The sequence below is a fragment of the Pseudomonas sp. GW821-FHT02H06 genome, from assembly GCF_059421525.1.
This window is the reverse complement of record NZ_JBWKVD010000003.1, coordinates 1-20,789: the sequence shown is the minus strand read 5'-3', so window position 1 is coordinate 20,789 and position 20,789 is coordinate 1. Positions and strand designations below refer to the sequence as shown.

The following is a 20,789-nucleotide window of genomic DNA, read 5'->3' as shown; positions in this document are numbered from 1 at the left end:
CTTCCCACACACACCCTCATCTGGAATTCCGATGTCTGACACGTTCGATCCCGATCACCTGCGTGCTGAGCTGTTGCCGCTGAGCGTGTCCCAAGCGCCATCTGAAGAAGCGCAGGCTTATCAGCGTTTCTACGGCCTGAACGCGCTTGGCCCGAATGGTTTGATCAGCAGCCGAATCGGGCGCTTTGAAGTGGGCGGTTACGACATTGTCACGCAGCTGTGGATGCCCGAACAGCCGGTCGGCACGCTGGTGCTGATGCATGGGTTTTACGATCACATCGGCTTGTATCGTCACGTCATCGACTGGGCATTGGGGCTTGGGCTGGCGGTGATTGCCTGCGACCTGCCGGGCCATGGATTGTCCAGTGGGGCGCGGGCAAGCATTACCGACTTCGCGGAGTATCAGGCGGTGCTGGATCGGCTTTTTGTCGAAGCCGAAAGCCTCAACCTGCCGCAGCCGTGGCACCTGTGTGGGCAAAGCACCGGCGGCGCGATTGTCATCGACCACTTGCTGCATCACGGCGACGCCAGCCCGGTGCAAGGTCAGGCCATCTTGCTGGCGCCGCTGGTGCGGCCGCGTGGCTGGGCCTTGTCGAAACTCAGCTATTACCTGCTGCGCGGCTTCGTCAAAGCCATCGACCGGCGCTTCAGCGAAAACTCCAACGCCCCGACCTTTCTGCCGTTCCTGCTGGCGGATCCGTTGCAGCCGCGGCGCCTGCCGACCGTCTGGGTGGGCGCGCTGGCCAAATGGATCGAGCGCATCGAACGCGCGCCCCGCAGCCGCCGCAGCCCGCTCATCGTGCAGGGCGAGTCGGACATGACCGTGGACTGGAGACATAATCTGCCAGTGCTCAAGGACAAGTTCGCCGAGCCGCAGATTTTCATGCTGCACGAAGCGCGGCATCACCTGGTGAACGAGTCACCCGAGCTGCGGGCGCGGTTTTTTGAGTTTCTGACGCAGCGGATGGGGTAGGGCTCGGAGGGCGGGCTTCCCGACTGGAGTCGATCCCACTGATGTTATTTGACAGTCTGCCCCACCGCCAATCCCGCGCGAACGGCGGCCAGCGCGGCGTTGTAATAGGCCTTGCCCTCGTTGGACTCGGCGAAGGTCGCGAACTCGTCCAGCTCCCCGTCCGACAGGTCGCGGTACACGTAAAGCAGCGTGTTGTTCACGTCCTTGCCGATCTGCCCCATGAGCCGCTGACGCTGACTGTCGAGCATCGCCTGGGTCGTGCCGCCGCCCATCAGGCCCGGAATCATCGAACTCAGGCTGTCGGCAGCGACGCCCGCAATCGCCATGCTGACCTCGGCGCCGGCTTCCTTGGCGGGGAGCGCGTTGGCCAGGTGGCCGATAATCAGCAGACGGTTGTCGTCCGCCTGGATGTGCGGCAGACCTTGAGCGTTTTTGGCCAGTTGATCCGGACGCGTCGCGGTGAGTTCTGCGTTGACGATCTTGCGGCCCAGGGGCGACTGGAAAAACTGCAGCGCCGGGTTCGGGTCCTGCAGCGTCTGGCGCAGCATTTGCTCCCCGCGCTGGTCCATCGCCTGGGGCGCGAAACGCTGATTGCTGTTGCTCACCAGAGCGTCGAACACGGCCGGCGGAAGGCTGTTGCGGTAACGCTGCTGAGCGGCTTTCAAGGCATCGACAAAATGAGCGCGTTGTTCCGGCCAGCCGGCGAGCTTGTACAGCTGATCGTGGCCGTCTGCCCAGGCGGGCAAAGTGCAGAACATCAACAGCAGGAAAAACAGACGGCGCATTAGAGACTCCTGTCGGCAGGCCGCCATTCTCGGTGGGGCAGCGGGGATTTGTCGAGTTAACACTTGCCAGACCCCGCTAAAAACCGTGGGTTCGATCAGTGGTCGGGCAAAACCGCCGGGCGTATTCAAACCCGCAAAAATATTCCTCATTCGTCGGACTGCAGGCCCTGTCGGATTAATCGGCGTATGGATACTATGCGCGCCATGCGCATATCCCCTGATCACCCGCTGCTGTTGCGAATCGTCGACGACCTGGCCGAGCGTGGCTGGTCGCAGCAGAACATCTTCCTGCCCGACACTCTGACCCGAGAGCTGGCGCTTGAATGCCGCACGCGTGCCGTTCAGGGCGAGCTCGCACCTGCTGCGGTGGGGCGCGGGCCGGCGCAGGAGGTTCGAGAGGGGATTCGCGGCGATCACATTCAGTGGCTGGAAGCGGGGCAGGCCGAACCGTGCGATCGCTATCTGGATCTGATGGAGAGCCTGCGTCAGGCGCTGAACCGAGGCCTGTTTCTGGGCCTTGAGGACTACGAAAGCCACTTCGCGCTCTATCCGCCAGGGGCCTTCTACCTCAAGCACGTGGACCGTTTTCGTGATGACGACAAACGCATGGTCTCGGCGGTCGTCTACCTCAATGACGGCTGGTTGCCAGAACACGGCGGCCAGCTGCGGATGTACCTCAAAGACGGTGTCGAGTATGACGTGCAACCCACCGGCGGCTGCCTGGTGGTGTTCCTTTCGGGCGACATGCCCCACGAAGTCATGCCCTCGACCCGCGAGCGACTGTCACTGACCGGCTGGTTCAGGCGGCGCGGGAACGAGCCGTTTGAGCTGTAGCAGGCACACCCCCACAAGTCCTGCAGCAGCCGGAGATTACAAGCCGACCCCGAGCCCGTGGGAGCAAGCTTGCTCGCGAAGGCTTACTTTCCGTCTACAGAGAAAGTAGCTGAATGTGCTGGCCTATTCGTGAGCAAGCTCACTCCCACAAGTCCTGCGGTAGCCGGAGATTGCAAGCCGACCCGCGATCCCGTGGGAGCGAGCTTGCTCGCGAAGGCATAGGTTCATTCCCCAGAGAAAGCGGCTGAATGAGCTGGCCTCTTCGTGAGCAAGCTCACTCATACAAGTCCTGCGGCAGCCGGAGATTACAAGCCGACCCCCGATCCCGTGGGAGCGAGCTTGCTCGCGAAGAGGCCCAGACATCCGCTACATATTGAGCGCCTGAAATGCCGCCTTCGTGAGCAAGCTCACTCCCACATGGACGGTGTTTGCTGCGCAACAGCGGCATGACGGCTCCTACAGGATTTGTGGTTTCTGCCCGACACCGCTCGGTCCAACATGAAATCTTCTACATCCAGCCACTCGGCGAAATACTTCGCGGCCAACCGCAGCTAAGGTAAAGGTCGTTCCTGAGCGGTTGTCTGTCGGGGTGAAGAGACTTTGACTCCCGAACCCGCCAGCCGCACATCGATAAAAACGGAGAGATCATGAAGACGTTATTCGCTAGAACTGCCCTTGCCGGACTGCTGCTGGGGGCTAGTGTCCTGGCCCAGGCCGCCGACATCCCTCGCACGGCATCGCCTGCAGGCGCCGAGGTTTACATTATCTCGCCGAAGGACGGCGCGACGGTCAATGGCGCCTTCAAGGTGCAGTTCGGCCTTAAGGGCATGGGCGTCGCCCCGGCCGGCGTTGACGTCCCGGACACCGGCCATCATCACCTGCTGATCGACGTCAAGGATCAGCCCGACATGACCGCGCCGCTGCCGACCACCGACAACATCCGCCACTTCGGCAAGGGCCAGACCGAAACCGAGCTGAACCTGGCGCCGGGTCAGCACACCCTGCAACTGCTGGTCGGCGACAAGAACCACGTCCCGCTGAACCCGCCGGTCGAGTCGCAGAAGATCACCATTACGGTGAAATGACTCACCGCAGATGGGTCGTCTCACGTACAGCCCGCGTGTTGCGTGATTTGCGCAAAAAAAGGAGACCCTAAGGTCTCCTTTTTTATCATCTCGAAACCACCGCTTTAGAACAGAACACGGCTACGAATGGTGCCTTTGATGTGCTGCAGTTTCTCTTGCGCCAGATCGGAGTACTCGGCGTCGACATCGATCACCACGTAACCGACTTTCTCGTTGGTTTGCAGGAACTGACCCGAGATGTTGATGCCGTTTTCGGCGAAGACCTTGTTGATCTCCATCAGCACGCCCGGGATGTTCTCGTGGATGTGCAGCAGGCGGTGCTTGCCAGGGTGAGCCGGCAGGGCGACTTCCGGGAAGTTGACGGAAGAAACCGACGTACCGTTGTCGCTGTACTTGACCAGCTTCTCTGCCACTTCCAGACCGATGTTGGCCTGGGCCTCGGCAGTCGAACCGCCGATGTGCGGGGTCAGGATCACGTTGTCCAGGCCGCGCAGCGGGCTTTCGAACACGTCGTCGTTGGAGCGTGGCTCGACCGGGAACACGTCGATGGCCGCGCCGATGAGGTGCTGATCCTTGATCGCGTCAGCCAGGGCGTCGAGCTCGACCACCGTGCCGCGCGCCGCGTTGATCAGGATGGCGCCCTTCTTCATCGTGCGAATTTCTTTCTCGCCGATCATCCACTGGGTTTCGTTGGTTTCCGGAACGTGCAGGGTGACGATGTCGGCCATGCCCAGCAGCTCGTTCAGGCTGGCAACCTGAGTGGCGTTGCCCAGCGGCAGCTTGGTCAGGGTGTCGTAGAAGTACACCTGCATGCCCAGGCCTTCAGCCAGGACCGACAACTGAGTACCGATCGAGCCGTAGCCGATGATGCCGAGCTTCTTGCCACGAATTTCGAACGAGTTGGCCGCGCTCTTGATCCAGCCACCGCGATGGCAGGAAGCGTTCTTCTCCGGGATACCGCGCAGCAGCAGGATGGCCTCGGCCAGCACCAGCTCCGCCACCGAACGGGTGTTGGAGTAGGGGGCGTTGAACACAGCGATGCCGCGTTCGCGGGCTGCGTTCAGGTCAACCTGATTGGTACCGATGCAGAAGCAGCCGACCGCGACCAGTTTCTTGGCGCTGTCGAACAGTTCTTCAGTCAGTTGGGTGCGGGAACGAATACCGATGAAATGAGCGTCGGCAATCTTTTCCTTCAGTTCGGCTTCCGGCAGAGACTTGGTGTGGTACTCAATGCTGGTGTAACCGGCGGCCTTGAGGACGTCGACCGCGGACTGGTGGACGCCTTCGAGAAGAAGGAACTTGATCTTGCTCTTGTCGAGGGAAGTCTTGCTCATCTGCGTAAACCTGTGTCCCGGAGAGAAATGGCAGTAAGTGAAGCGCGCGCAAATCGGCCGAAAGCTCGATTGGCGGGGGGCGTATGCTAGCATATGCACCCCGCGAAACACCCCATTCCTGGACGTGAGCCGTTCTCAGGATGACCATGAATTGTTCGAGAGTTCTGTTGATGACCCATCCTGCGCTGATAGATGAGCTGAAGACCCTGGTTGAGCCCGGCAAGGTCCTGACCGACGCCGATTCCCTCGAAGCCTACGGCAAGGACTGGACCAAACATTTCGCCCCGGCGCCCACCGCCATCGTCTTTCCCAAGACCACCGAACAGGTGCAGGCCATCGTCCGCTGGGCCAACGAACGCAAGGTGGCGCTGGTCCCGTCGGGCGGCCGCACCGGGTTGTCCGCCGCCGCCGTTGCCGCCAATGGTGAGGTGGTCGTCAACTTCGATTACATGAATCAGGTGCTCGAACTCAACCTGACGGATCGTACTGCCATCTGCCAGCCGGGCGTTGTCACCAAGCAACTGCAGAATCTCGCGGAAGAGAACGGCCTGTATTACCCGGTCGACTTCGCGTCTTCAGGCTCCAGCAATATCGGCGGCAACATCGGCACCAACGCCGGCGGGATCAAAGTGATCCGCTACGGCATGACCCGCAACTGGGTCGCGGGCCTCAAGGTGGTCACCGGCAAGGGCGACCTTCTCGAACTGAACAAAGACCTCATCAAAAACGCCACCGGCTACGACATGCGTCAGCTGTTCATTGGCGCTGAAGGCACGCTGGGCTTTGTGGTCGAAGCCACCATGCGCCTGGACCGCGCGCCGAAAAACCTCACCGCAATGGTCCTCGGGACCACGGATTTCAACGCGATCATGCCGGTGCTCCACGCGTTCCAGAGCAAGCTCGACCTCACCGCCTTCGAGTTCTTCTCGGACAAGGCGCTGGCCAAGGTCATGGCGCGCGGCGACGTGCCGTCCCCGTTCGACACCGAATGCCCGTTCTACGCGCTGCTGGAATTCGAAGCGACCACCGAAGAAGTGGCCAACCACGCGCTGGAAACTTTCGAGCACTGTGTAGAGCAGGGCTGGGTGCTGGATGGCGTGATGAGCCAGAGCGAACAGCAACTGCAGAACCTGTGGAAACTGCGCGAATACATTTCTGAAACCATCTCCCACTTCACGCCGTACAAAAACGACATCTCGGTCACCGTTTCGAAGGTCCCGGCGTTTCTCGCTGAAGTGGACGCGATCGTTGGGCAGCATTACCCGGATTTCGAAATCGTCTGGTTCGGTCACATTGGCGACGGCAACCTGCACCTGAACATCCTCAAGCCGGAAAACCTGAGCAAGGACGAGTTCTTCGCCAAGTGCGCGACGGTGAACAAGTGGGTGTTCGAGATCGTCCAGAAGTACAACGGCTCGATCTCCGCGGAACACGGCGTCGGCATGACCAAGCGTGACTACCTGCACTACAGCCGGTCGCCGGTGGAAATCGAATACATGAAGGCCGTCAAGGCGGTGTTCGACCCGAACGGCATCATGAACCCTGGCAAAATTTTCGCGGTGTAAGCGGTTCCCCATTACAACAAGTTCTCAGGAGCGCTCATGAGCTATCAGCACAAGTACGTCGACGGCACCAAGGTTCACTTTCCGCTCGGTAAAGTCGTCTGCATCGGCCGCAATTACGCCGAGCACGCCAAGGAGCTGGACAACCCGGTCCCCACCGAGCCGCTGCTGTTCATCAAACCGGGCAGCTGCGTGGTCGGAATCGAGGGTGGCTTCAGCATTCCTCAGGACCGGGGTTCGGTGCACTACGAAGCCGAGATCGTCGTGCTGATCGGCAAGCCGCTGAGCAAGAACCCGAGTCGTGAAGAAGTCCTCGATGCGATCTCCGGCTTCGCCCCGGGCCTGGACCTGACGCTGCGCGACGTGCAGTCGAAGCTGAAAGAGAAAGGCCTGCCTTGGGAAATCGCCAAGTCCTTCGATGGCGCGGCCGTCATCGCGCCGTTCGTATCCGCTGACGCTTACCCCGATCTGACCGACATCGCCATCCGCCTGACCATCAACGGCGAAGTCCGCCAGGACGGCAACAGCAGCCACATGCTCAACCCGATCGTGCCGATGATCCAGCACATGGCCTCGCAGTTCTCTCTGCAGGCCGGTGACCTGATCATGACCGGCACGCCGGCCGGCGTAGGGCCGTTCACTGTTGGCGATGAGATCGTGCTGGAGCTCACCGGCCAGAGCCGCTTCGAAAGCGACGTACGCGGATGACACAGCGTAAAAGCCGTCTGCGTTTCCGTTGGTGGTGGTTGCTCGTTGCAGCGCTGGTGATTTTGGCCGGTCTGTCCCTGGCCTGGCACTGGGACGATCGCGGTTTGTTGTGGCTGCGCGAGCGCAACGTCACGCCGGCCGAGCGCGCAGCGGGCATCTGGCTGCCGGATTACAAGGTCGACATCGACGCCAAGCCGTTGGCCGGCATGGAAAAGGACGAGGCCTCAGACCTGTCTTACGACCCGTCGACCAAAACCCTGTATTCGGTGATGGGCAAAAACCCCTTTCTTTCCGAGATCACCCTGACCGGCGACGTCATTCGCAAGATCCCGCTTCAGGGGTGGGGCAACCCCGAGGGGGTTGCCGTTCTGGGCGACGGGCAGATTGCCATCGTTGATGAGCGTCAGCACCTGATGACCATCGTCCACGTCACGCCCGAAACCAAAACCCTGAACATCGCCGACTTCCCCAAGTACGATCTCGGTCCGTCGAAGGACCAGAACAAAGCCTTCGAAGGCATCGCCTGGGACCCGCGTGATCAGCAGTTCCTGTTTGGCGAAGAGCGTCCGCCGGCGCTGTACAGCTGGAAGGCCGATGGCAGCAGCGAGGTGAAGGGCGAGAAGCGCAAGCTGATCAATGACAACCTGATCGTGCGCAATCTGTCGTCCCTGTACGCGGACCAGAAGACCGGGCATTTGCTGGTGCTGTCCGCCGAGTCGCATATGCTGCTGGAGCTGGACGGCAAGGGAAATCAGGTCAGCTTCATGACCCTGCTGCACGGCTTCAATGGCCTGAGCGAGACCATCCCGCGCGCCGAAGGGGTGGCGATGGACGAAAACGGCACCATTTACATGGTCAGCGAGCCCAACCTGTTTTACACCTTCAAGCGGCAGTGACGCCGGGCCGGTATCGGCCTGATCGTCTGCCCGCTCGCGCTTGAGCTCTGAAAAGCCGAAACGAGAGGTCACATGGCTTTCAGTTTGGCTTCAGAATACGGTGCTATTAAAACCGCCCCACTGAAGTCGAGCCCCCTGCATGCGTCGTGTTTCCCCGTTCCAGAGCGTTGTGCTCACGTTACTTGTCCTGTTGCTACTGACCGCGTCGTTCTTCGTGGCGCGCGAGTACCGGGTCATCGAGCGGCTCTGGTTCAACTGGTACGTGTTCTGGCAGTCCAGCGACGCCCAGGCGCTGGGGCTCGACGCTTACGACGTCGAGATTGAGGCGCGGGTCATCGACGGCCTGAAGGCTAACGTCTCGGCCCTCAGCTTCGATCCGCAGCGCAAAACCCTCTTCACCGTGACCAACAAAAACCCCGAGTTGGTCGAGTTGAGCCTGGAAGGGCGGATTCTCAGACGAATTCCCCTGACCGGGTTTGGGGACGCCGAAGCAGTCGAGTACATCAGCCCCGGAATTTACGTCATCAGTGACGAGCACAGTCAGCGGCTGATCAAGGTTCACGTGGATGACGACACGACATTCCTCGACGCGGCCGATGCCGAGCAGCTGACGCTTGGCATCGACGCCGGCGGCAACAACGGTTTTGAAGGCCTGGCCTACGATAATCAGGGCCGTCGGCTGTTCGTCGCCAAAGAGCGGCGGCCGGTGCAGATTATTGAGGTGCGCGGCTTTCCTGACGCCGGAACCCATTCCCCAAACATCCTGGAAGTGACGTCCAGCAAGCAGCGGGATGCGGGCCTGTTCGTGCGCGACCTGTCCAGCCTGCAATTCGATGAGCGAAGCGGGCATTTGCTGGCGCTGTCGGATGAGTCGCGGCAGATTCTCGAACTGGACACCGAGGGCAAGCCGGTCGCCAATGTGTCACTGACCAAGGGCAGCATGGGCCTGAGCAAAAGCGTGCCCCAGGCCGAAGGCATCGCCATGGGGGACGACGGCACCTTGTACGTCGTGAGCGAGCCGAACCTGTTTTATGTATTCAAGAAGCGCTAATCCGGCCGGATCTGGCGAGGATCGAGCGAGCGACGAATAACTTGTGGGAGCGAGCTTGCTCGCGAAGGGGTGGTACATCCGCTGAATTTTCAGCGGCTGCACTGCAGTCTTCGTGAGCAAGCTCACTCCCACAGTGACGAGCACGGCAGGGTTATCTCGGTGGTCGGGAAGTCCTCTTCAACCGGATCAGCCTTGCCCCGCAACCATTAGCGCTTGAGGGTTTTCACGCCTTCCTGGGTACCCATCAGCAGCAAATCCGCCGGGCGCGCGGCGAACAGGCCGTTGGTGACGACGCCGACGATGTTATTGATCTGCGCTTCCACTTCCGCCGGATTGGTGATGTTCATGTTGTGCACATCGAGGATGATATTGCCGTTGTCCGTCAGCACGCCGTCGCGGTAAACCGGGTCGCCGCCCAGCTTCACCAGTTCGCGGGCTACGTGGCTGCGGGCCATCGGGATCACTTCGACCGGCAGAGGAAATGCGCCCAACACCGGCACCAACTTGCTGGCGTCAGCGATGCAGATGAAGGTTTTGGCCACGGCGGCCACGATCTTCTCGCGGGTCAGGGCTGCGCCGCCGCCTTTGATCAGGTTCAGGTGCTCGTCGCTTTCATCGGCGCCGTCGACGTAAAACTCCAGATCGCTGACCGTGTTCAGCTCATACACCGGAATCCCGTGGCCCTTGAGGCGCGCAGCCGTTGCGTCGGAGCTTGCGACTGCGCCGTCGAACGCGCCTTTGTGCAGGGCCAGTGCGTCGATGAAGCAATTGGCGGTAGAGCCGGTGCCCACGCCCACGATGCTTTTGTCGTCGAGTTTCGGAAGGATGAAATCGACAGCGGCCTGGGCAACGGCCTGTTTGAGTTGATCCTGGGTCATGCGAGGTGGGCTCCGGTTACAGGGAATAGCGATAGGTCCGAGGGCCGGCAGTATAACGACATGCCGTCGTCAAAGCCTGAGTCTTGATATGGTCGTGCGCCGGGGCGAGGGGTAGACTTCCGGGTCTTGCCCCTTCGCCAGCGATTCTTCCCCGATGCTCGAGCACTACGTCAAAAAAATCCTCAATTCCCGTGTCTACGACGTCGCCGTGGAAACCCCGCTGCACGCCGCCCGCCAGCTGTCTGCGCGCCTGGGCAATAACGTGCTGCTCAAGCGCGAAGACCTGCAGCCGGTGTACTCCTTCAAGATTCGCGGCGCCTACAACAAGCTGGCGCAGTTGAGTCCGGAAGAACTGGCGCGGGGCGTGGTGACGGCGTCGGCGGGCAATCATGCCCAAGGCCTGGCGCTGGCGGCGAAGACGCTGAACGTGTCGGCGACCATCGTGATGCCGAAGACCACCCCGGAGATCAAGGTCGAAGGCGTGCGCTCTCGGGGCGGAAAAGTCGTACTGCACGGTGACTCGTTTCCCGAAGCGTTGGCGTATTCGCTGAAGCTGGTTGAGGAACATGGCTACGTCTATGTCCACCCGTATGACGATCCCGACACCATTGCCGGGCAAGGCACGGTGGCGATGGAAATCCTGCGTCAGCATCAGGGCCCGCTGGACGCGATCTTCGTCCCGGTGGGTGGCGGCGGGTTGATTGCCGGTATCGCGGCGTACGTGAAATACCTGCGCCCGGAGATCAAGGTGATTGGCGTCGAGCCCGATGACTCCAATTGCCTGCAACAGGCCATGGCCTACGGCGAGCGCGTGGTGCTTCAGCAAGTCGGGCTGTTCGCCGATGGCGTCGCGGTGGCGCAGATCGGGCAGTACACCTTCGAGATCTGCAAGGATTACGTCGACGAAGTGATCACGGTCAGCACCGATGAAATCTGCGCGGCGATCAAGGACATCTACGACGACACCCGCTCGATCACCGAGCCCGCCGGCGCCCTGGGCGTGGCCGGGATCAAGAAGTACACCGAGCAATACGAAGTCACCGGGCAGACCTTCGTCGCCATCGATTCCGGCGCCAACGTCAACTTCGACCGCCTGCGCCATGTGGCCGAGCGCGCTGAGCTGGGCGAAGGCCGTGAAGCGATCATTGCGGTGACCATTCCGGAACAGCCGGGCAGCTTCAAGGCGTTCTGCGAGGCGATTGGCAAGCGGCAGATCACCGAATTCAACTACCGCTACCACACCGACCGAGAGGCGCACATCTTCGTCGGTGTGCAAACCCACCCCGACACCGATCCGCGCAAAGCCCTGATCGCAAGCCTGACGGAGCAGGGTTTCCCGGTGCTCGACCTGACCGACAACGAACTGGCCAAACTGCACCTGCGGCACATGGTCGGCGGGCATTCGGAACGGGTCAGCGATGAGGTGGTGCTGCGCTTTGAATTCCCCGAGCGGCCGGGTGCGCTATTCAACTTTCTGAACAAGCTGGGCGGGAAATGGAATATTTCGATGTTCCACTACCGCAATCACGGCGCCGCGGATGGCCGAGTGGTGGCGGGGTTGGTGGTGCCGGAGGATGAAAGGCATCTGGTGCCGCAGGCGCTGGCGGAGATTGGGTATCCGTATTGGGACGAGACCAAGAACCCGGCTTACAAGCTGTTTTTGGGATAACGGCAGCGGCATGCGACCCGCTGCTACGCTTCAAACACAGCCATACACAGGGACACGAACACATGGAACACTTCGCTGCACTGAAAATCCTGCACGTCGTCAGCACGGTGCTGCTGTTCTTCTGCGCGCTGGGGTTGATCGTGTGGATCGTGCGCGGCCGTCGGGCCGGCGATGCGACGGTGCAGAACCGCGCCATGCAACGACCATGGGCATTTGCCTGGGTGCTGATGGGCGTGTGTTTACTGACCCTGCCAATCAGCGGCTGGTGGCTTGTCCACTACGCCGGCTGGCCGCTGGGACAGACCTGGCTGCTGGCGGCGAGTGTGCTGTATCTCTTCGGCGCCTTGAGCTGGGCCTGGCTGGCGGTGCGAGTCAATCGCCTGCGCCGGCCAGTCATCGTGGGTAATTCCCGCTTCACCCTGGCGCTGGCCATCTTCAGCGTCGTCTGCTTCGTGGCGATTGCCGGTCTCATGGGCGCCAAACCGGTCTAAACCTCAGTCATCCAAATTGACGCTACGGCAGGTGTTCCTGCCGATAAAGACCGGTGGGAGCGAGCTTGTTTGCGAAGGCTTTCAATCGCGCAGTGAAATCGCCGGCCAGCCGCGACGGGTGGCCTCGGCGCGCAGCTTTTCATCAGGATCGACTGCGACCGGATTAGCCACCTGCTCCAGCAAAGGCAAATCGTTCATCGAATCGCTGTAGAACCAGCTGTCATCGAGATTGAAGCCATTCTCTTCGATCCAGCGATTCAGGCGGGTCACTTTGCCCTCGCGGAAGCACGGCACGTCAGTGGTGCGCCCGGTGTAGCGGCCGTCGACGATCTCGCATTCGGTCGCCAGCAAGGTGTCGATGCCCAGTCGGGCCACGATCGGCGCGGTGACGAAACGGTTGGTCGCCGTGATCACCACCAGCTTGTCGCCGGCTTCGCGGTGTTTGGCGATGAGGGCCATGGCCTTTGGCAGGATCAGCGGCTCGATGCAGTCGCGCATGAATTCCCGGTGCCATTCGTCGAGCTGCGCCATTTCAGTGCGGCCCAGAATCTCCAGGCTGAAGTTCAGGTAGTCGGTCAGGTTCAGGGTGCCGGCCAGATAGTCCTGATAGAAAGCATCGTTGCGTGCCTTATAGGCAGCGCCGTCCAGGATGCCGCGTTCGCACAGGTAATCGCCCCAGGCGTGATCGCTGTCGCCGCCGAGAAGGGTGTTGTCGAGGTCGAACAGGGCCAGGCGCATGGGCTTTACTCGCTGAATTATCAGAAAAAAGAGCACAAGAATACGAGGTTTGCCCGAGAGATCGCATCTATTAATGCAGTTGTCACGATAAGCTGTCCCAGCCTCGTTGCTGCCTTCACGATCTTTGTGGAACAATGCGGCGACATGCGTTTGCGAGGTTGTAGCCGTGATCGACCCCGATGGTTTTCGCCCTAATGTCGGGATAATTCTGACAAATGATGCTGGCCAGGTCTTATGGGCTCGGCGCATCAATCAAGACGCCTGGCAGTTTCCGCAGGGGGGTATCAACCCTCAGGAGACCCCGGAAGACGCGCTTTACCGTGAATTGAATGAAGAAGTCGGGCTGGAACGGCATGATGTTGAAATTCTTGCCTGCACCCGGGGTTGGTTGCGCTATCGTCTGCCGCAACGATTGGTCCGTACCCACAGCCAGCCGCTGTGCATCGGCCAGAAGCAAAAATGGTTTCTCCTGCGCCTGATCTCCAATGAGCAGCGGGTGCGGATGGATTTGACCGGCAAACCGGAGTTCGATGGCTGGCGTTGGGTCAGTTATTGGTACCCGTTGGGCCAGGTGGTGACATTCAAGCGCGAGGTATATCGCCGCGCACTCAAAGAGCTTGCCCCGCGCCTGTTGGCGCGCGACTGACACGGAGTTCGACCCCGAGCCATGCTCAATACGCTGCGCAAGATCGTCCAGGAAGTTAACTCCGCCAAGGATCTCAAGGCGGCGTTGGGCATTATTGTGTTACGCGTCAAAGAGGCCATGAGCAGCCAGGTCTGCTCGGTCTATTTGCTCGATCCTGAAGCGAACCGCTTCGTGCTGATGGCCACCGAAGGCCTGAATAAGCGCTCGATCGGCAAGGTGAGCATGGCCCCGAACGAGGGCCTCGTGGGTCTGGTCGGTACGCGTGAGGAACCGCTGAACCTCGAAAATGCTGCCGATCACCCTCGCTATCGTTACTTTGCTGAAACCGGCGAAGAGCGTTATGCGTCGTTCCTCGGCGCGCCGATCATCCACCACCGCCGGGTTGTGGGCGTTCTGGTCATCCAGCAAAAGGAGCGCCGCCAGTTCGACGAGGGCGAAGAAGCCTTCCTCGTGACGATGAGCGCGCAACTCGCAGGCGTCATCGCCCATGCGGAGGCTACCGGCTCCATCCGCGGGCTGGGCCGGCAGGGCAAGGGCATTCAGGAAGCCCGATTCGTCGGTGTGCCGGGTTCGCCGGGCGCTGCGGTCGGTACTGCGCTGGTCATGTTGCCGCCGGCTGACCTCGAAGTCGTGCCGGACAAAACCGTCTCTGATATCACTGCTGAACTCAAACTGTTCCAGACTGCGCTTGAAGGTGTACGCAACGACATGCGTACCCTTTCGGCGAAGTTGGCGACGCAATTGCGTCCTGAAGAGCGCGCGTTGTTCGATGTGTACCTGATGATGCTCGACGATGCGTCGCTGGGCAGTGAAGTCACCAACGTCATCAAGACCGGCCAGTGGGCCCAGGGCGCCTTACGCTCGGTGGTCAACGAGCACGTCAAACGCTTCGAGCTGATGGATGACGCTTATCTGCGTGAGCGCGCATCGGACGTCAAAGACCTCGGTCGCCGCCTGCTCGCCTACCTTCAGGAAGCGCGTCAACAAACCCTGGTCTACCCCGACAACACCATTCTGGTCAGCGAAGAGCTGTCGCCCGCCATGCTCGGCGAGGTGCCGGAAGGCAAGTTGGTGGGTCTGATTTCGGTACTCGGCTCGGGTAACTCCCACGTCGCGATTCTGGCCCGGGCCATGGGCATTCCCACGGTCATGGGCGTGGTGGACCTGCCGTACTCGAAAGTCGACGGCATCCAGCTGATCGTCGACGGCTACCACGGCGAGGTCTTCACCAACCCGTCCGAGATCCTGATCAAGCAGTACTCCGTCGTCGTCGAAGAGGAGCGTCAGCTTTCTCAAGGCCTCGACGCGCTGCGTGAATTGCCCTGCGTGACCCTCGACGGCCACCGCATGCCGCTGTGGGTTAACACCGGTCTACTGGCAGACGTGGCCCGCGCGCAACAGCGAGGCGCGGAAGGCGTTGGCCTGTACCGCACCGAAGTGCCGTTCATGATTCAGCAGCGGTTCCCGAGCGAGAAGGAACAGCTCGCCATCTACCGTGAGCAACTGGCGGCTTTCCATCCGCTACCGGTGACGATGCGAACGCTGGACATCGGCGGTGACAAGTCGCTGTCGTATTTCCCGATCAAGGAAGACAACCCGTTCCTCGGCTGGCGTGGCATTCGCGTCACGCTGGATCATCCTGAAATCTTCCTGGTGCAGACCCGCGCCATGCTCAAGGCCAGTGAAGGCCTGAACAACCTGCGGATTCTGCTGCCGATGATTTCCGGCACCCACGAAACCGAAGAGGCGCTGCACCTGATCCACCGGGCGTGGGGCGAAGTCCGCGATGAAGGCACCGACGTCCCGATGCCGCCGGTGGGCGTGATGATCGAAGTCCCGGCGGCGGTCTATCAGACCCGAGAGCTGGCGCGTCAAGTGGATTTCCTGTCTGTCGGTTCCAACGACCTGACCCAGTATCTGCTGGCGGTCGACCGTAACAACCCGCGGGTGGCGGATTTGTACGACTATCTGCACCCGGCTGTGCTCCAGGCCTTGCAGAGCGTGGTGCGCGATGCCCATGCCGAAGGCAAGCCGGTGAGCATCTGCGGCGAAATGGCCGGTGATCCTGCGGCGGCGGTGCTGCTGATGGCGATGGGCTTCGACAGCCTGTCGATGAACGCCACCAACCTGCCAAAAGTGAAGTGGATGCTGCGTCAGATCAACCTGAGCATGGCCAAGGACCTGCTGGCCCAGCTGATGAAGAACGACAACCCGCAAGTGATCAGCAGCTCGTTGCAGCTGGCGCTGAGAAATCTGGGCCTGTCGCGGATGATCAATCCGGGGTCTGTGAAGGGGCATTGACGGCTGGCGCTGCGCTGCTCTTAGTGGGACCGGCTTCAGCCGGGAAGAGGTGGAGTCAAATCTCCAGGTCCACCTCACCCAATCTCCCGCCATACGGCCCGAAGCTGCGCTCGATCAGGCGCCGGCTGCCGTCCGCATTGACCAGTAACACCGTGCTCGCCCGCGTGCCGTAATTGGGGCTGGCAATGAACACGCTCGACAATAACTTTTCCGTCGCAAGGCCTACGCCGGTGCTCGGCAGTTCAGCCTCTGGCGCAGGCGCATGATCGATGAGAAAGCCAAACAGCGCTTCAGGCTCTGGATTCTCCAAATGTTCAGACAGCGCCGCTTTGGCTTTCACCAGTTTCGGCCACGGCGTATCGATCCCTGCGTTGGACACCCCGTAAACGCCCGCTTCCAGACGGCGGGGTACCGGATCGTTCGCGTTGAGAAAGTGCAATTGCTGACGATCACCCACCAGCAGGTTGAACCCACCGTACTCAGACGACCGCGTCGCGATCTCACTCAAATACTCATCCATGGAGACATCGCTGGTCAAAAAACGAGCAACCAAGTCGCCCCGCGAACGGCGGCCAGACGGTTTGCCCGGCTCGCGGATATTGGTCAGAGCGGCAAAGCGTCCGTCAGCATTGATCCCCAGCCATGTCCCGCCCGCTTCAAGATCGCGCCCGGCGTAGACCTGCGGCGCGTCTTCCCACTGCGCCAGCGGCAGAGTAGGGCGGGCGTAGAACTCGTCACGATTGGCCGCCAGAATCAGCGGCTGAGCGTGAGATGGCCGCCAGGCGAAGACGATAAGGCACATGGATGACTCCTTTTTGCGCCACTTTACCCACCCCGCACGCCGACATCCATCGCACGCTGCTAGAGCGGATTGGCGCGGTCCGGTAACATGCCGCACTGTTTTTGAGAGATGTCCGCGCCATGCGTGGCGACATCGTCGGCGTGCGAGACTTTCATCGCGGTCGCTCTTGCATCAGATTTCATCATTATTGGGTGGCACTACCTGCTACCGCCGCCGCATAGTTCTGCTTCGTCGCTCAATGAGCGCTTCTATTTCAAGGAGTCGCAATGCTGCCTTACCCGCAGATTGACCCGGTAGCCGTGGCCATCGGTCCGCTGCAAATTCACTGGTATGGCCTGATGTACCTGGTCGGTATTGGCAGTGCCTGGTACCTGGCATCCCGTCGCTTGAATCGCTTTGACCCGACGTGGACCAAAGAAAAGCTCTCGGACATGATTTTCTGGGTCGCCATGGGCGTCATCGTCGGTGGCCGTCTCGGCTACGTGCTGTTCTACGACCTGCCCAACTACATCGCCAACCCGCTGCTGATTTTTGAGGTGTGGAAGGGCGGCATGGCGTTTCACGGTGGCTTCATCGGCGTGATGATCGCGACGTACTGGTTCGGCAAGCGCAACGGCAAGTCATTCTTCCAGCTCATGGACTTCATCGCCCCCATGGTGCCGATTGGTCTGGGTGCCGGGCGCATCGGCAACTTCATCAACGCCGAGCTGTGGGGCAAGCCGACTGATCTGGCCTGGGCCATGGTGTTTCCCACCGACCCTGCGCAACTGCCGCGCCACCCGTCACAGCTCTACCAGTTCGCGCTGGAAGGCGTGGCCCTGTTCGTCATTCTTTATTTCTACTCCCGCAAGCCGCGTCCGACCATGGCCGTTTCCGGCATGTTCGCGCTGTTCTACGGCATCTTCCGCTTCGTGGTGGAGTTCGTTCGCGTACCGGACGCCCAACTGGGTTATCTGGCCTGGGGCTGGCTCACCATGGGGCAGATCCTCAGCCTGCCGATGATCATCGGCGGCCTGGTGCTGATCTGGCTTGCCTACCACCGCGCGCCCGCTGCCAACAACGCTGCGGCGTGACGCGCCGGGTACATTTGCTGAACGCCGGGCCCGAAGGGTTCGGCGGATTCACCGAAACAGAGGGCCTCTGGTCATGAAGCAATACCTTGAACTGCTGCAGGACGTCATCAACAACGGAACCCGCAAGGGCGACCGCACCGGGACCGGCACCACTGCCGTGTTCGGTCGGCAGATTCGCCACAACCTGGCCGATGGCTTCCCGCTGCTGACCACCAAAAAGCTGCACTTCAAGAGCATCGCCAACGAGCTGATCTGGATGCTCAGCGGCAACACCAACACCAAATGGCTCAACGAGAACGGCGTGACCATCTGGGACGAGTGGGCCACTGAAGACGGCGACCTAGGCCCGGTATACGGCGCGCAGTGGACTGGCTGGCCGACCAAGGATGGCGGCAAGATCAACCAGATCGACTACATGGTCGACTGCCTGAAGAACAACCCGAACAGCCGCCGCATCCTGTTCCATGGCTGGAATACCGAATACCTGCCGGACGAGAAGCTGTCGCCGCAGGAGAACGTCAAGGCCGGGCGCCAGGCGCTTGCGGTGTGCCATTTGCTGTACCAGGCCTTCGTGGCCGACGGCAAGCTGTCGATGCAGTTGTATATTCGCAGTTCCGACGTCTTCCTCGGCCTGCCGTACAACATCGCCGCGCTGGCGCTGCTGACCCACATGCTGGCTCAGCAATGCGACCTGATCCCCCACGAGATCATCGTTAGTCTGGGCGACACCCACGCTTACTCCAACCACGAAGAGCAGATCGCGACGCAGCTGACCCGCACGCCTCGACAGTTGCCGCAGCTGAACATCAAGCGCCGCCCGGGGAGCATCTACGACTATCGCTTCGAAGACTTCGAGATCGTGGGTTATGACGCGGATCCGAGCATCAAGGCGCCGGTAGCGGTGTAATCCTGCTGCGCTCATGAGCGGAGGCTATTGATCAATCGGCAATCGATTGAAATCCCCTATCCGCCCAGTGCGCAGTGACAATGAGCTTAAACGCGTCGATTTCCCTATCGTTCTCCCCATCGGACAGACACAGGGCGGCCTTAACAGAGGTCGCCCGCCAGTATCCTTGGTGGAGAAACACGCATGAGCAACAAACTGACGACCGCTTTCGGCGCCCCTGTAGTCGATAACCAGAATATCCAGACCGCCGGCCCTCACGGCCCCGCGCTGCTGCAGGATGTCTGGTTCCTCGAGAAGCTCGCCCATTTCGATCGTGAAGTCATCCCCGAGCGTCGCATGCACGCCAAGGGTTCCGGCGCCTTTGGCACCTTCACCGTCACCCACGACATCACTCGCTACACCCGTGCAAAAATCTTCTCTGAGATCGGCAAGTCCACTGAAATGTTCGCCCGTTTCTCCACCGTTGCCGGTGAGCGTGGTGCCGCCGATGCCGAGCGCGACATTCGCGGTTTCGCGTTCAAGTTCTATACCGAGGAAGGCAACTGGGACATGGTCGGCAACAACACGCCGGTGTTCTTCCTGCGCGACCCGATGAAGTTTCCCGACCTGAATCACGCTGTCAAACGCGACCCACGCACCGGCATGCGCAGTGCCGAGAACAACTGGGATTTCTGGACTCAACTGCCGGAAGCGCTGCACCAAGTGACTGTCGTGATGAGCGAGCGCGGCATTCCCCGCAGCTATCGCGAGATGCACGGTTTCGGCAGCCACACCTACAGCTTCCTCAACGCGCAACACGAGCGGTTCTGGGTGAAATTCCACTTCGTCTCGCAACAAGGCATCGCCAACCTGACCGACGCCGAAGCGCAGGAACTGGTCGGCCGTGACCGTGAGTCCCATCACCGTGACCTGTACGAAAATATCGAGCAGGGCAACTTCCCGCGCTGGAAGCTGTTCGTGCAGATCATGCCGGAGAAGGAGGCAGGCTCGTACCCTATCAACCCGTTCGACCTGACCAAGGTCTGGCCGAAGGGCGATTACCCGCTGATCGAAGTGGGCGTGGTCGAGCTGAACCGTAACCCGGAGAACAACTTCGCTGACGTCGAGCAGGCGGCATTTGCGCCTTCCAACGTGGTGCCTGGCATCAGCTTCTCGCCGGACAAAATGCTGCAGGGTCGGCTGTTTTCCTACGGCGATGCCCAGCGCTACCGCTTGAGCGTCAACCACCACCAGATCCCGGTGAATTCGCCACGGGCGGCGCTGCACGTGAACAGCTACCACCGCGACGGCTTGATGCGCATTGACGGTAATCGTGGCGGCATGACTTCTTATGAGCCCAACACCAAGGGTGCGTTTCAGGAGCAGCCGGATTTCAGAGAGCCGCCGTTGTCGATCGAAGGCGCCGCCGCTCACTGGAACCACCGCGTGGATGGCGACTACTACTCGCAGCCAGGCAATCTGTTCCGTCTGATGAACGCACGGGAGAAACAGTCGTTGTTCGACAACACCGCACGCTCGCTGCGCGGCGTGTCGGCACCGATCATCCAGCTGCACATCGAGCATTGCTCGATGGCTGATCCCGAGTACGGGATTGGGGTCGCCGCGGCGGTTGAGCGTATTCACAACGCTTGATCCCTGTGGGACCGGCTTTAGCCGGGAAAGCGTCGGATGCCACACCGCGAAAGCGATGTTGCCCCCAATGGCCTCTTCCCGGCTAAAGCCGGTCCCACTAAAGCATTCGCGTGCACTCAACGGGACCGGCTGGAACGCCGACTTGTAGGACCGGCTTTAGCCGGGAAGGCGTCGGATGCCACACCGCGAAAGTGATGTTGCCCCCAATGGCCTCTTTCCGGCTAAGGCCGGTCCCACTAAAGCATTCGCGTGCATTCAGTGGGACTGGCTGAAACGCCGACTTGTAGGACCGGCTTTAGCCGGGAAGGCGTCGGATGCCTCACCGCAAAAGTGATGATGCGCAGACTTGCAGTGGTCTAATTTCCCCGGACACCTCGATAAGTGGAAAATACATTTATCGAGGAGTTCTACATGACCAGAAAGC

Annotated in this window: 19 protein-coding genes; 14 read left to right on the top strand and 5 right to left on the bottom strand. The window is 60.8% G+C overall.

The window, feature by feature from the left end:
* Nucleotides 1-31: 31 nt before the first annotated feature.
* Entirely contained in the window at nt 32-973 is a 942-nt protein-coding gene (bipL, locus tag AC07VF_RS06035) for a phospholipase BipL (protein ID WP_495008441.1), read from the top strand.
* 44 nt (nt 974-1,017) lie between these two features.
* On the opposite strand, the gene AC07VF_RS06030 is transcribed toward bipL, so the two are convergent.
* Nucleotides 1,018-1,758, bottom strand: a complete 741-nt coding sequence (locus AC07VF_RS06030) for a DUF2059 domain-containing protein (RefSeq protein WP_282369833.1) — start codon at nt 1,756-1,758, stop codon at nt 1,018-1,020.
* A gap of 195 nt (nt 1,759-1,953) precedes the next feature.
* On the opposite strand from AC07VF_RS06030, the gene AC07VF_RS06025 reads away from it, so the two are divergent.
* Both AC07VF_RS06025 and AC07VF_RS06020 read left to right on the top strand, forming a co-directional pair.
* Nucleotides 1,954-2,592, top strand: coding sequence for a 2OG-Fe(II) oxygenase (locus AC07VF_RS06025; RefSeq protein WP_065987352.1), 639 nt, complete (start codon nt 1,954-1,956; stop codon nt 2,590-2,592).
* Nucleotides 2,593-3,239: 647 nt separating this feature from the next.
* Nucleotides 3,240-3,677: a DUF4399 domain-containing protein gene (locus tag AC07VF_RS06020; RefSeq protein ID WP_495008442.1), complete on the top strand. Its 438-nt coding sequence runs from the start codon at nt 3,240-3,242 to the stop codon at nt 3,675-3,677.
* A 104-nt stretch (nt 3,678-3,781) separates the two neighbouring features.
* Here the strand turns inward: AC07VF_RS06020 and serA are convergent, their stop codons facing one another.
* A complete protein-coding gene (gene serA / locus AC07VF_RS06015) occupies nt 3,782-5,011 on the bottom strand; it encodes a phosphoglycerate dehydrogenase (RefSeq protein WP_495008443.1) in 1,230 nt (409 codons plus the stop codon).
* Nucleotides 5,012-5,181: 170 nt separating this feature from the next.
* Here serA and AC07VF_RS06010 point away from each other — a divergent pair, with 170 nt between their 5' ends.
* The 4 genes from AC07VF_RS06010 to AC07VF_RS05995 all read left to right on the top strand — a co-directional run bounded on the left by AC07VF_RS06010 (nt 5,182) and on the right by AC07VF_RS05995 (nt 9,228).
* Nucleotides 5,182-6,576, top strand: a complete 1,395-nt coding sequence (locus AC07VF_RS06010) for an FAD-binding oxidoreductase (protein WP_192171480.1) — start codon at nt 5,182-5,184, stop codon at nt 6,574-6,576.
* A gap of 36 nt (nt 6,577-6,612) precedes the next feature.
* Nucleotides 6,613-7,281, top strand: coding sequence for a fumarylacetoacetate hydrolase family protein (locus tag AC07VF_RS06005; protein ID WP_065987348.1), 669 nt, complete (start codon nt 6,613-6,615; stop codon nt 7,279-7,281).
* Entirely contained in the window at nt 7,278-8,177 is a 900-nt protein-coding gene (locus AC07VF_RS06000) for an SdiA-regulated domain-containing protein (RefSeq protein WP_346627993.1), read from the top strand. Before AC07VF_RS06005 ends, AC07VF_RS06000 begins: the two co-directional genes overlap by 4 nt.
* Nucleotides 8,178-8,316: 139 nt before the next feature.
* On the top strand, nt 8,317-9,228 hold the full coding sequence (locus AC07VF_RS05995) for an SdiA-regulated domain-containing protein (protein WP_192171261.1): 912 nt from the start codon (nt 8,317-8,319) through the stop codon (nt 9,226-9,228).
* 206 nt (nt 9,229-9,434) lie between these two features.
* On the opposite strand, the gene rpiA is transcribed toward AC07VF_RS05995, so the two are convergent.
* A complete protein-coding gene (rpiA, locus tag AC07VF_RS05990) occupies nt 9,435-10,106 on the bottom strand; it encodes a ribose-5-phosphate isomerase RpiA (RefSeq protein ID WP_495008444.1) in 672 nt (223 codons plus the stop codon).
* Between the two features lie 154 nt (nt 10,107-10,260).
* Between rpiA and ilvA the strand changes: the two genes are divergently transcribed.
* Together ilvA and AC07VF_RS05980 are read left to right on the top strand one after the other, a co-directional pair.
* Nucleotides 10,261-11,775: a threonine ammonia-lyase, biosynthetic gene (gene ilvA, locus AC07VF_RS05985; protein ID WP_495008445.1), complete on the top strand. Its 1,515-nt coding sequence runs from the start codon at nt 10,261-10,263 to the stop codon at nt 11,773-11,775.
* A 62-nt stretch (nt 11,776-11,837) separates the two neighbouring features.
* Nucleotides 11,838-12,266, top strand: coding sequence for a DUF2269 family protein (locus tag AC07VF_RS05980; protein ID WP_495008446.1), 429 nt, complete (start codon nt 11,838-11,840; stop codon nt 12,264-12,266).
* Nucleotides 12,267-12,347: 81 nt separating this feature from the next.
* Here the strand turns inward: AC07VF_RS05980 and AC07VF_RS05975 are convergent, their stop codons facing one another.
* On the bottom strand, nt 12,348-13,004 hold the full coding sequence (locus AC07VF_RS05975) for a histidinol-phosphatase (protein WP_495008447.1): 657 nt from the start codon (nt 13,002-13,004) through the stop codon (nt 12,348-12,350).
* Nucleotides 13,005-13,170: 166 nt separating this feature from the next.
* Here AC07VF_RS05975 and AC07VF_RS05970 point away from each other — a divergent pair, with 166 nt between their 5' ends.
* Nucleotides 13,171-13,650, top strand: a complete 480-nt coding sequence (locus AC07VF_RS05970; protein ID WP_062379340.1) for an RNA pyrophosphohydrolase — start codon at nt 13,171-13,173, stop codon at nt 13,648-13,650.
* 21 nt (nt 13,651-13,671) lie between these two features.
* Nucleotides 13,672-15,951 (top strand): phosphoenolpyruvate--protein phosphotransferase, encoded by a 2,280-nt coding sequence (ptsP, locus tag AC07VF_RS05965; protein WP_122533979.1) that lies wholly within the window; start codon nt 13,672-13,674, stop codon nt 15,949-15,951.
* A 55-nt stretch (nt 15,952-16,006) separates the two neighbouring features.
* Here ptsP and AC07VF_RS05960 read toward each other — a convergent pair whose 3' ends face one another.
* Nucleotides 16,007-16,753, bottom strand: a complete 747-nt coding sequence (locus AC07VF_RS05960; RefSeq protein WP_495008448.1) for an NRDE family protein — start codon at nt 16,751-16,753, stop codon at nt 16,007-16,009.
* 266 nt (nt 16,754-17,019) lie between these two features.
* Here AC07VF_RS05960 and lgt point away from each other — a divergent pair, with 266 nt between their 5' ends.
* From lgt to AC07VF_RS05945, 3 genes are all read left to right on the top strand, one after another.
* Entirely contained in the window at nt 17,020-17,826 is an 807-nt protein-coding gene (lgt, locus tag AC07VF_RS05955; protein WP_495008449.1) for a prolipoprotein diacylglyceryl transferase, read from the top strand.
* Nucleotides 17,827-17,899: 73 nt separating this feature from the next.
* Nucleotides 17,900-18,733: a thymidylate synthase gene (locus tag AC07VF_RS05950; RefSeq protein WP_495008450.1), complete on the top strand. Its 834-nt coding sequence runs from the start codon at nt 17,900-17,902 to the stop codon at nt 18,731-18,733.
* A gap of 183 nt (nt 18,734-18,916) precedes the next feature.
* Entirely contained in the window at nt 18,917-20,365 is a 1,449-nt protein-coding gene (locus AC07VF_RS05945) for a catalase (protein WP_192171254.1), read from the top strand.
* Nucleotides 20,366-20,789 lie beyond the last annotated feature (424 nt).

Excerpts from the sequence above, each read along its gene's own strand:
- bipL (WP_495008441.1), top strand. The coding sequence starts at position 32 with ATGTCTGACACGTTCGATCCCGATCACCTGCGTGCTGAGCTGTTGCCG.
- AC07VF_RS06030 (WP_282369833.1), bottom strand. The coding sequence starts at position 1,758 with ATGCGCCGTCTGTTTTTCCTGCTGTTGATGTTCTGCACTTTGCCCGCC.
- AC07VF_RS06025 (WP_065987352.1), top strand. The coding sequence starts at position 1,954 with ATGCGCGCCATGCGCATATCCCCTGATCACCCGCTGCTGTTGCGAATC.
- AC07VF_RS06020 (WP_495008442.1), top strand. The coding sequence starts at position 3,240 with ATGAAGACGTTATTCGCTAGAACTGCCCTTGCCGGACTGCTGCTGGGG.
- serA (WP_495008443.1), bottom strand. The coding sequence starts at position 5,011 with ATGAGCAAGACTTCCCTCGACAAGAGCAAGATCAAGTTCCTTCTTCTC.
- AC07VF_RS06010 (WP_192171480.1), top strand. The coding sequence starts at position 5,182 with ATGACCCATCCTGCGCTGATAGATGAGCTGAAGACCCTGGTTGAGCCC.
- AC07VF_RS06005 (WP_065987348.1), top strand. The coding sequence starts at position 6,613 with ATGAGCTATCAGCACAAGTACGTCGACGGCACCAAGGTTCACTTTCCG.
- AC07VF_RS06000 (WP_346627993.1), top strand. The coding sequence starts at position 7,278 with ATGACACAGCGTAAAAGCCGTCTGCGTTTCCGTTGGTGGTGGTTGCTC.
- AC07VF_RS05995 (WP_192171261.1), top strand. The coding sequence starts at position 8,317 with ATGCGTCGTGTTTCCCCGTTCCAGAGCGTTGTGCTCACGTTACTTGTC.
- rpiA (WP_495008444.1), bottom strand. The coding sequence starts at position 10,106 with ATGACCCAGGATCAACTCAAACAGGCCGTTGCCCAGGCCGCTGTCGAT.
- ilvA (WP_495008445.1), top strand. The coding sequence starts at position 10,261 with ATGCTCGAGCACTACGTCAAAAAAATCCTCAATTCCCGTGTCTACGAC.
- AC07VF_RS05980 (WP_495008446.1), top strand. The coding sequence starts at position 11,838 with ATGGAACACTTCGCTGCACTGAAAATCCTGCACGTCGTCAGCACGGTG.
- AC07VF_RS05975 (WP_495008447.1), bottom strand. The coding sequence starts at position 13,004 with ATGCGCCTGGCCCTGTTCGACCTCGACAACACCCTTCTCGGCGGCGAC.
- ptsP (WP_122533979.1), top strand. The coding sequence starts at position 13,672 with ATGCTCAATACGCTGCGCAAGATCGTCCAGGAAGTTAACTCCGCCAAG.
- AC07VF_RS05960 (WP_495008448.1), bottom strand. The coding sequence starts at position 16,753 with ATGTGCCTTATCGTCTTCGCCTGGCGGCCATCTCACGCTCAGCCGCTG.
- lgt (WP_495008449.1), top strand. The coding sequence starts at position 17,020 with ATGCTGCCTTACCCGCAGATTGACCCGGTAGCCGTGGCCATCGGTCCG.
- AC07VF_RS05950 (WP_495008450.1), top strand. The coding sequence starts at position 17,900 with ATGAAGCAATACCTTGAACTGCTGCAGGACGTCATCAACAACGGAACC.
- AC07VF_RS05945 (WP_192171254.1), top strand. The coding sequence starts at position 18,917 with ATGAGCAACAAACTGACGACCGCTTTCGGCGCCCCTGTAGTCGATAAC.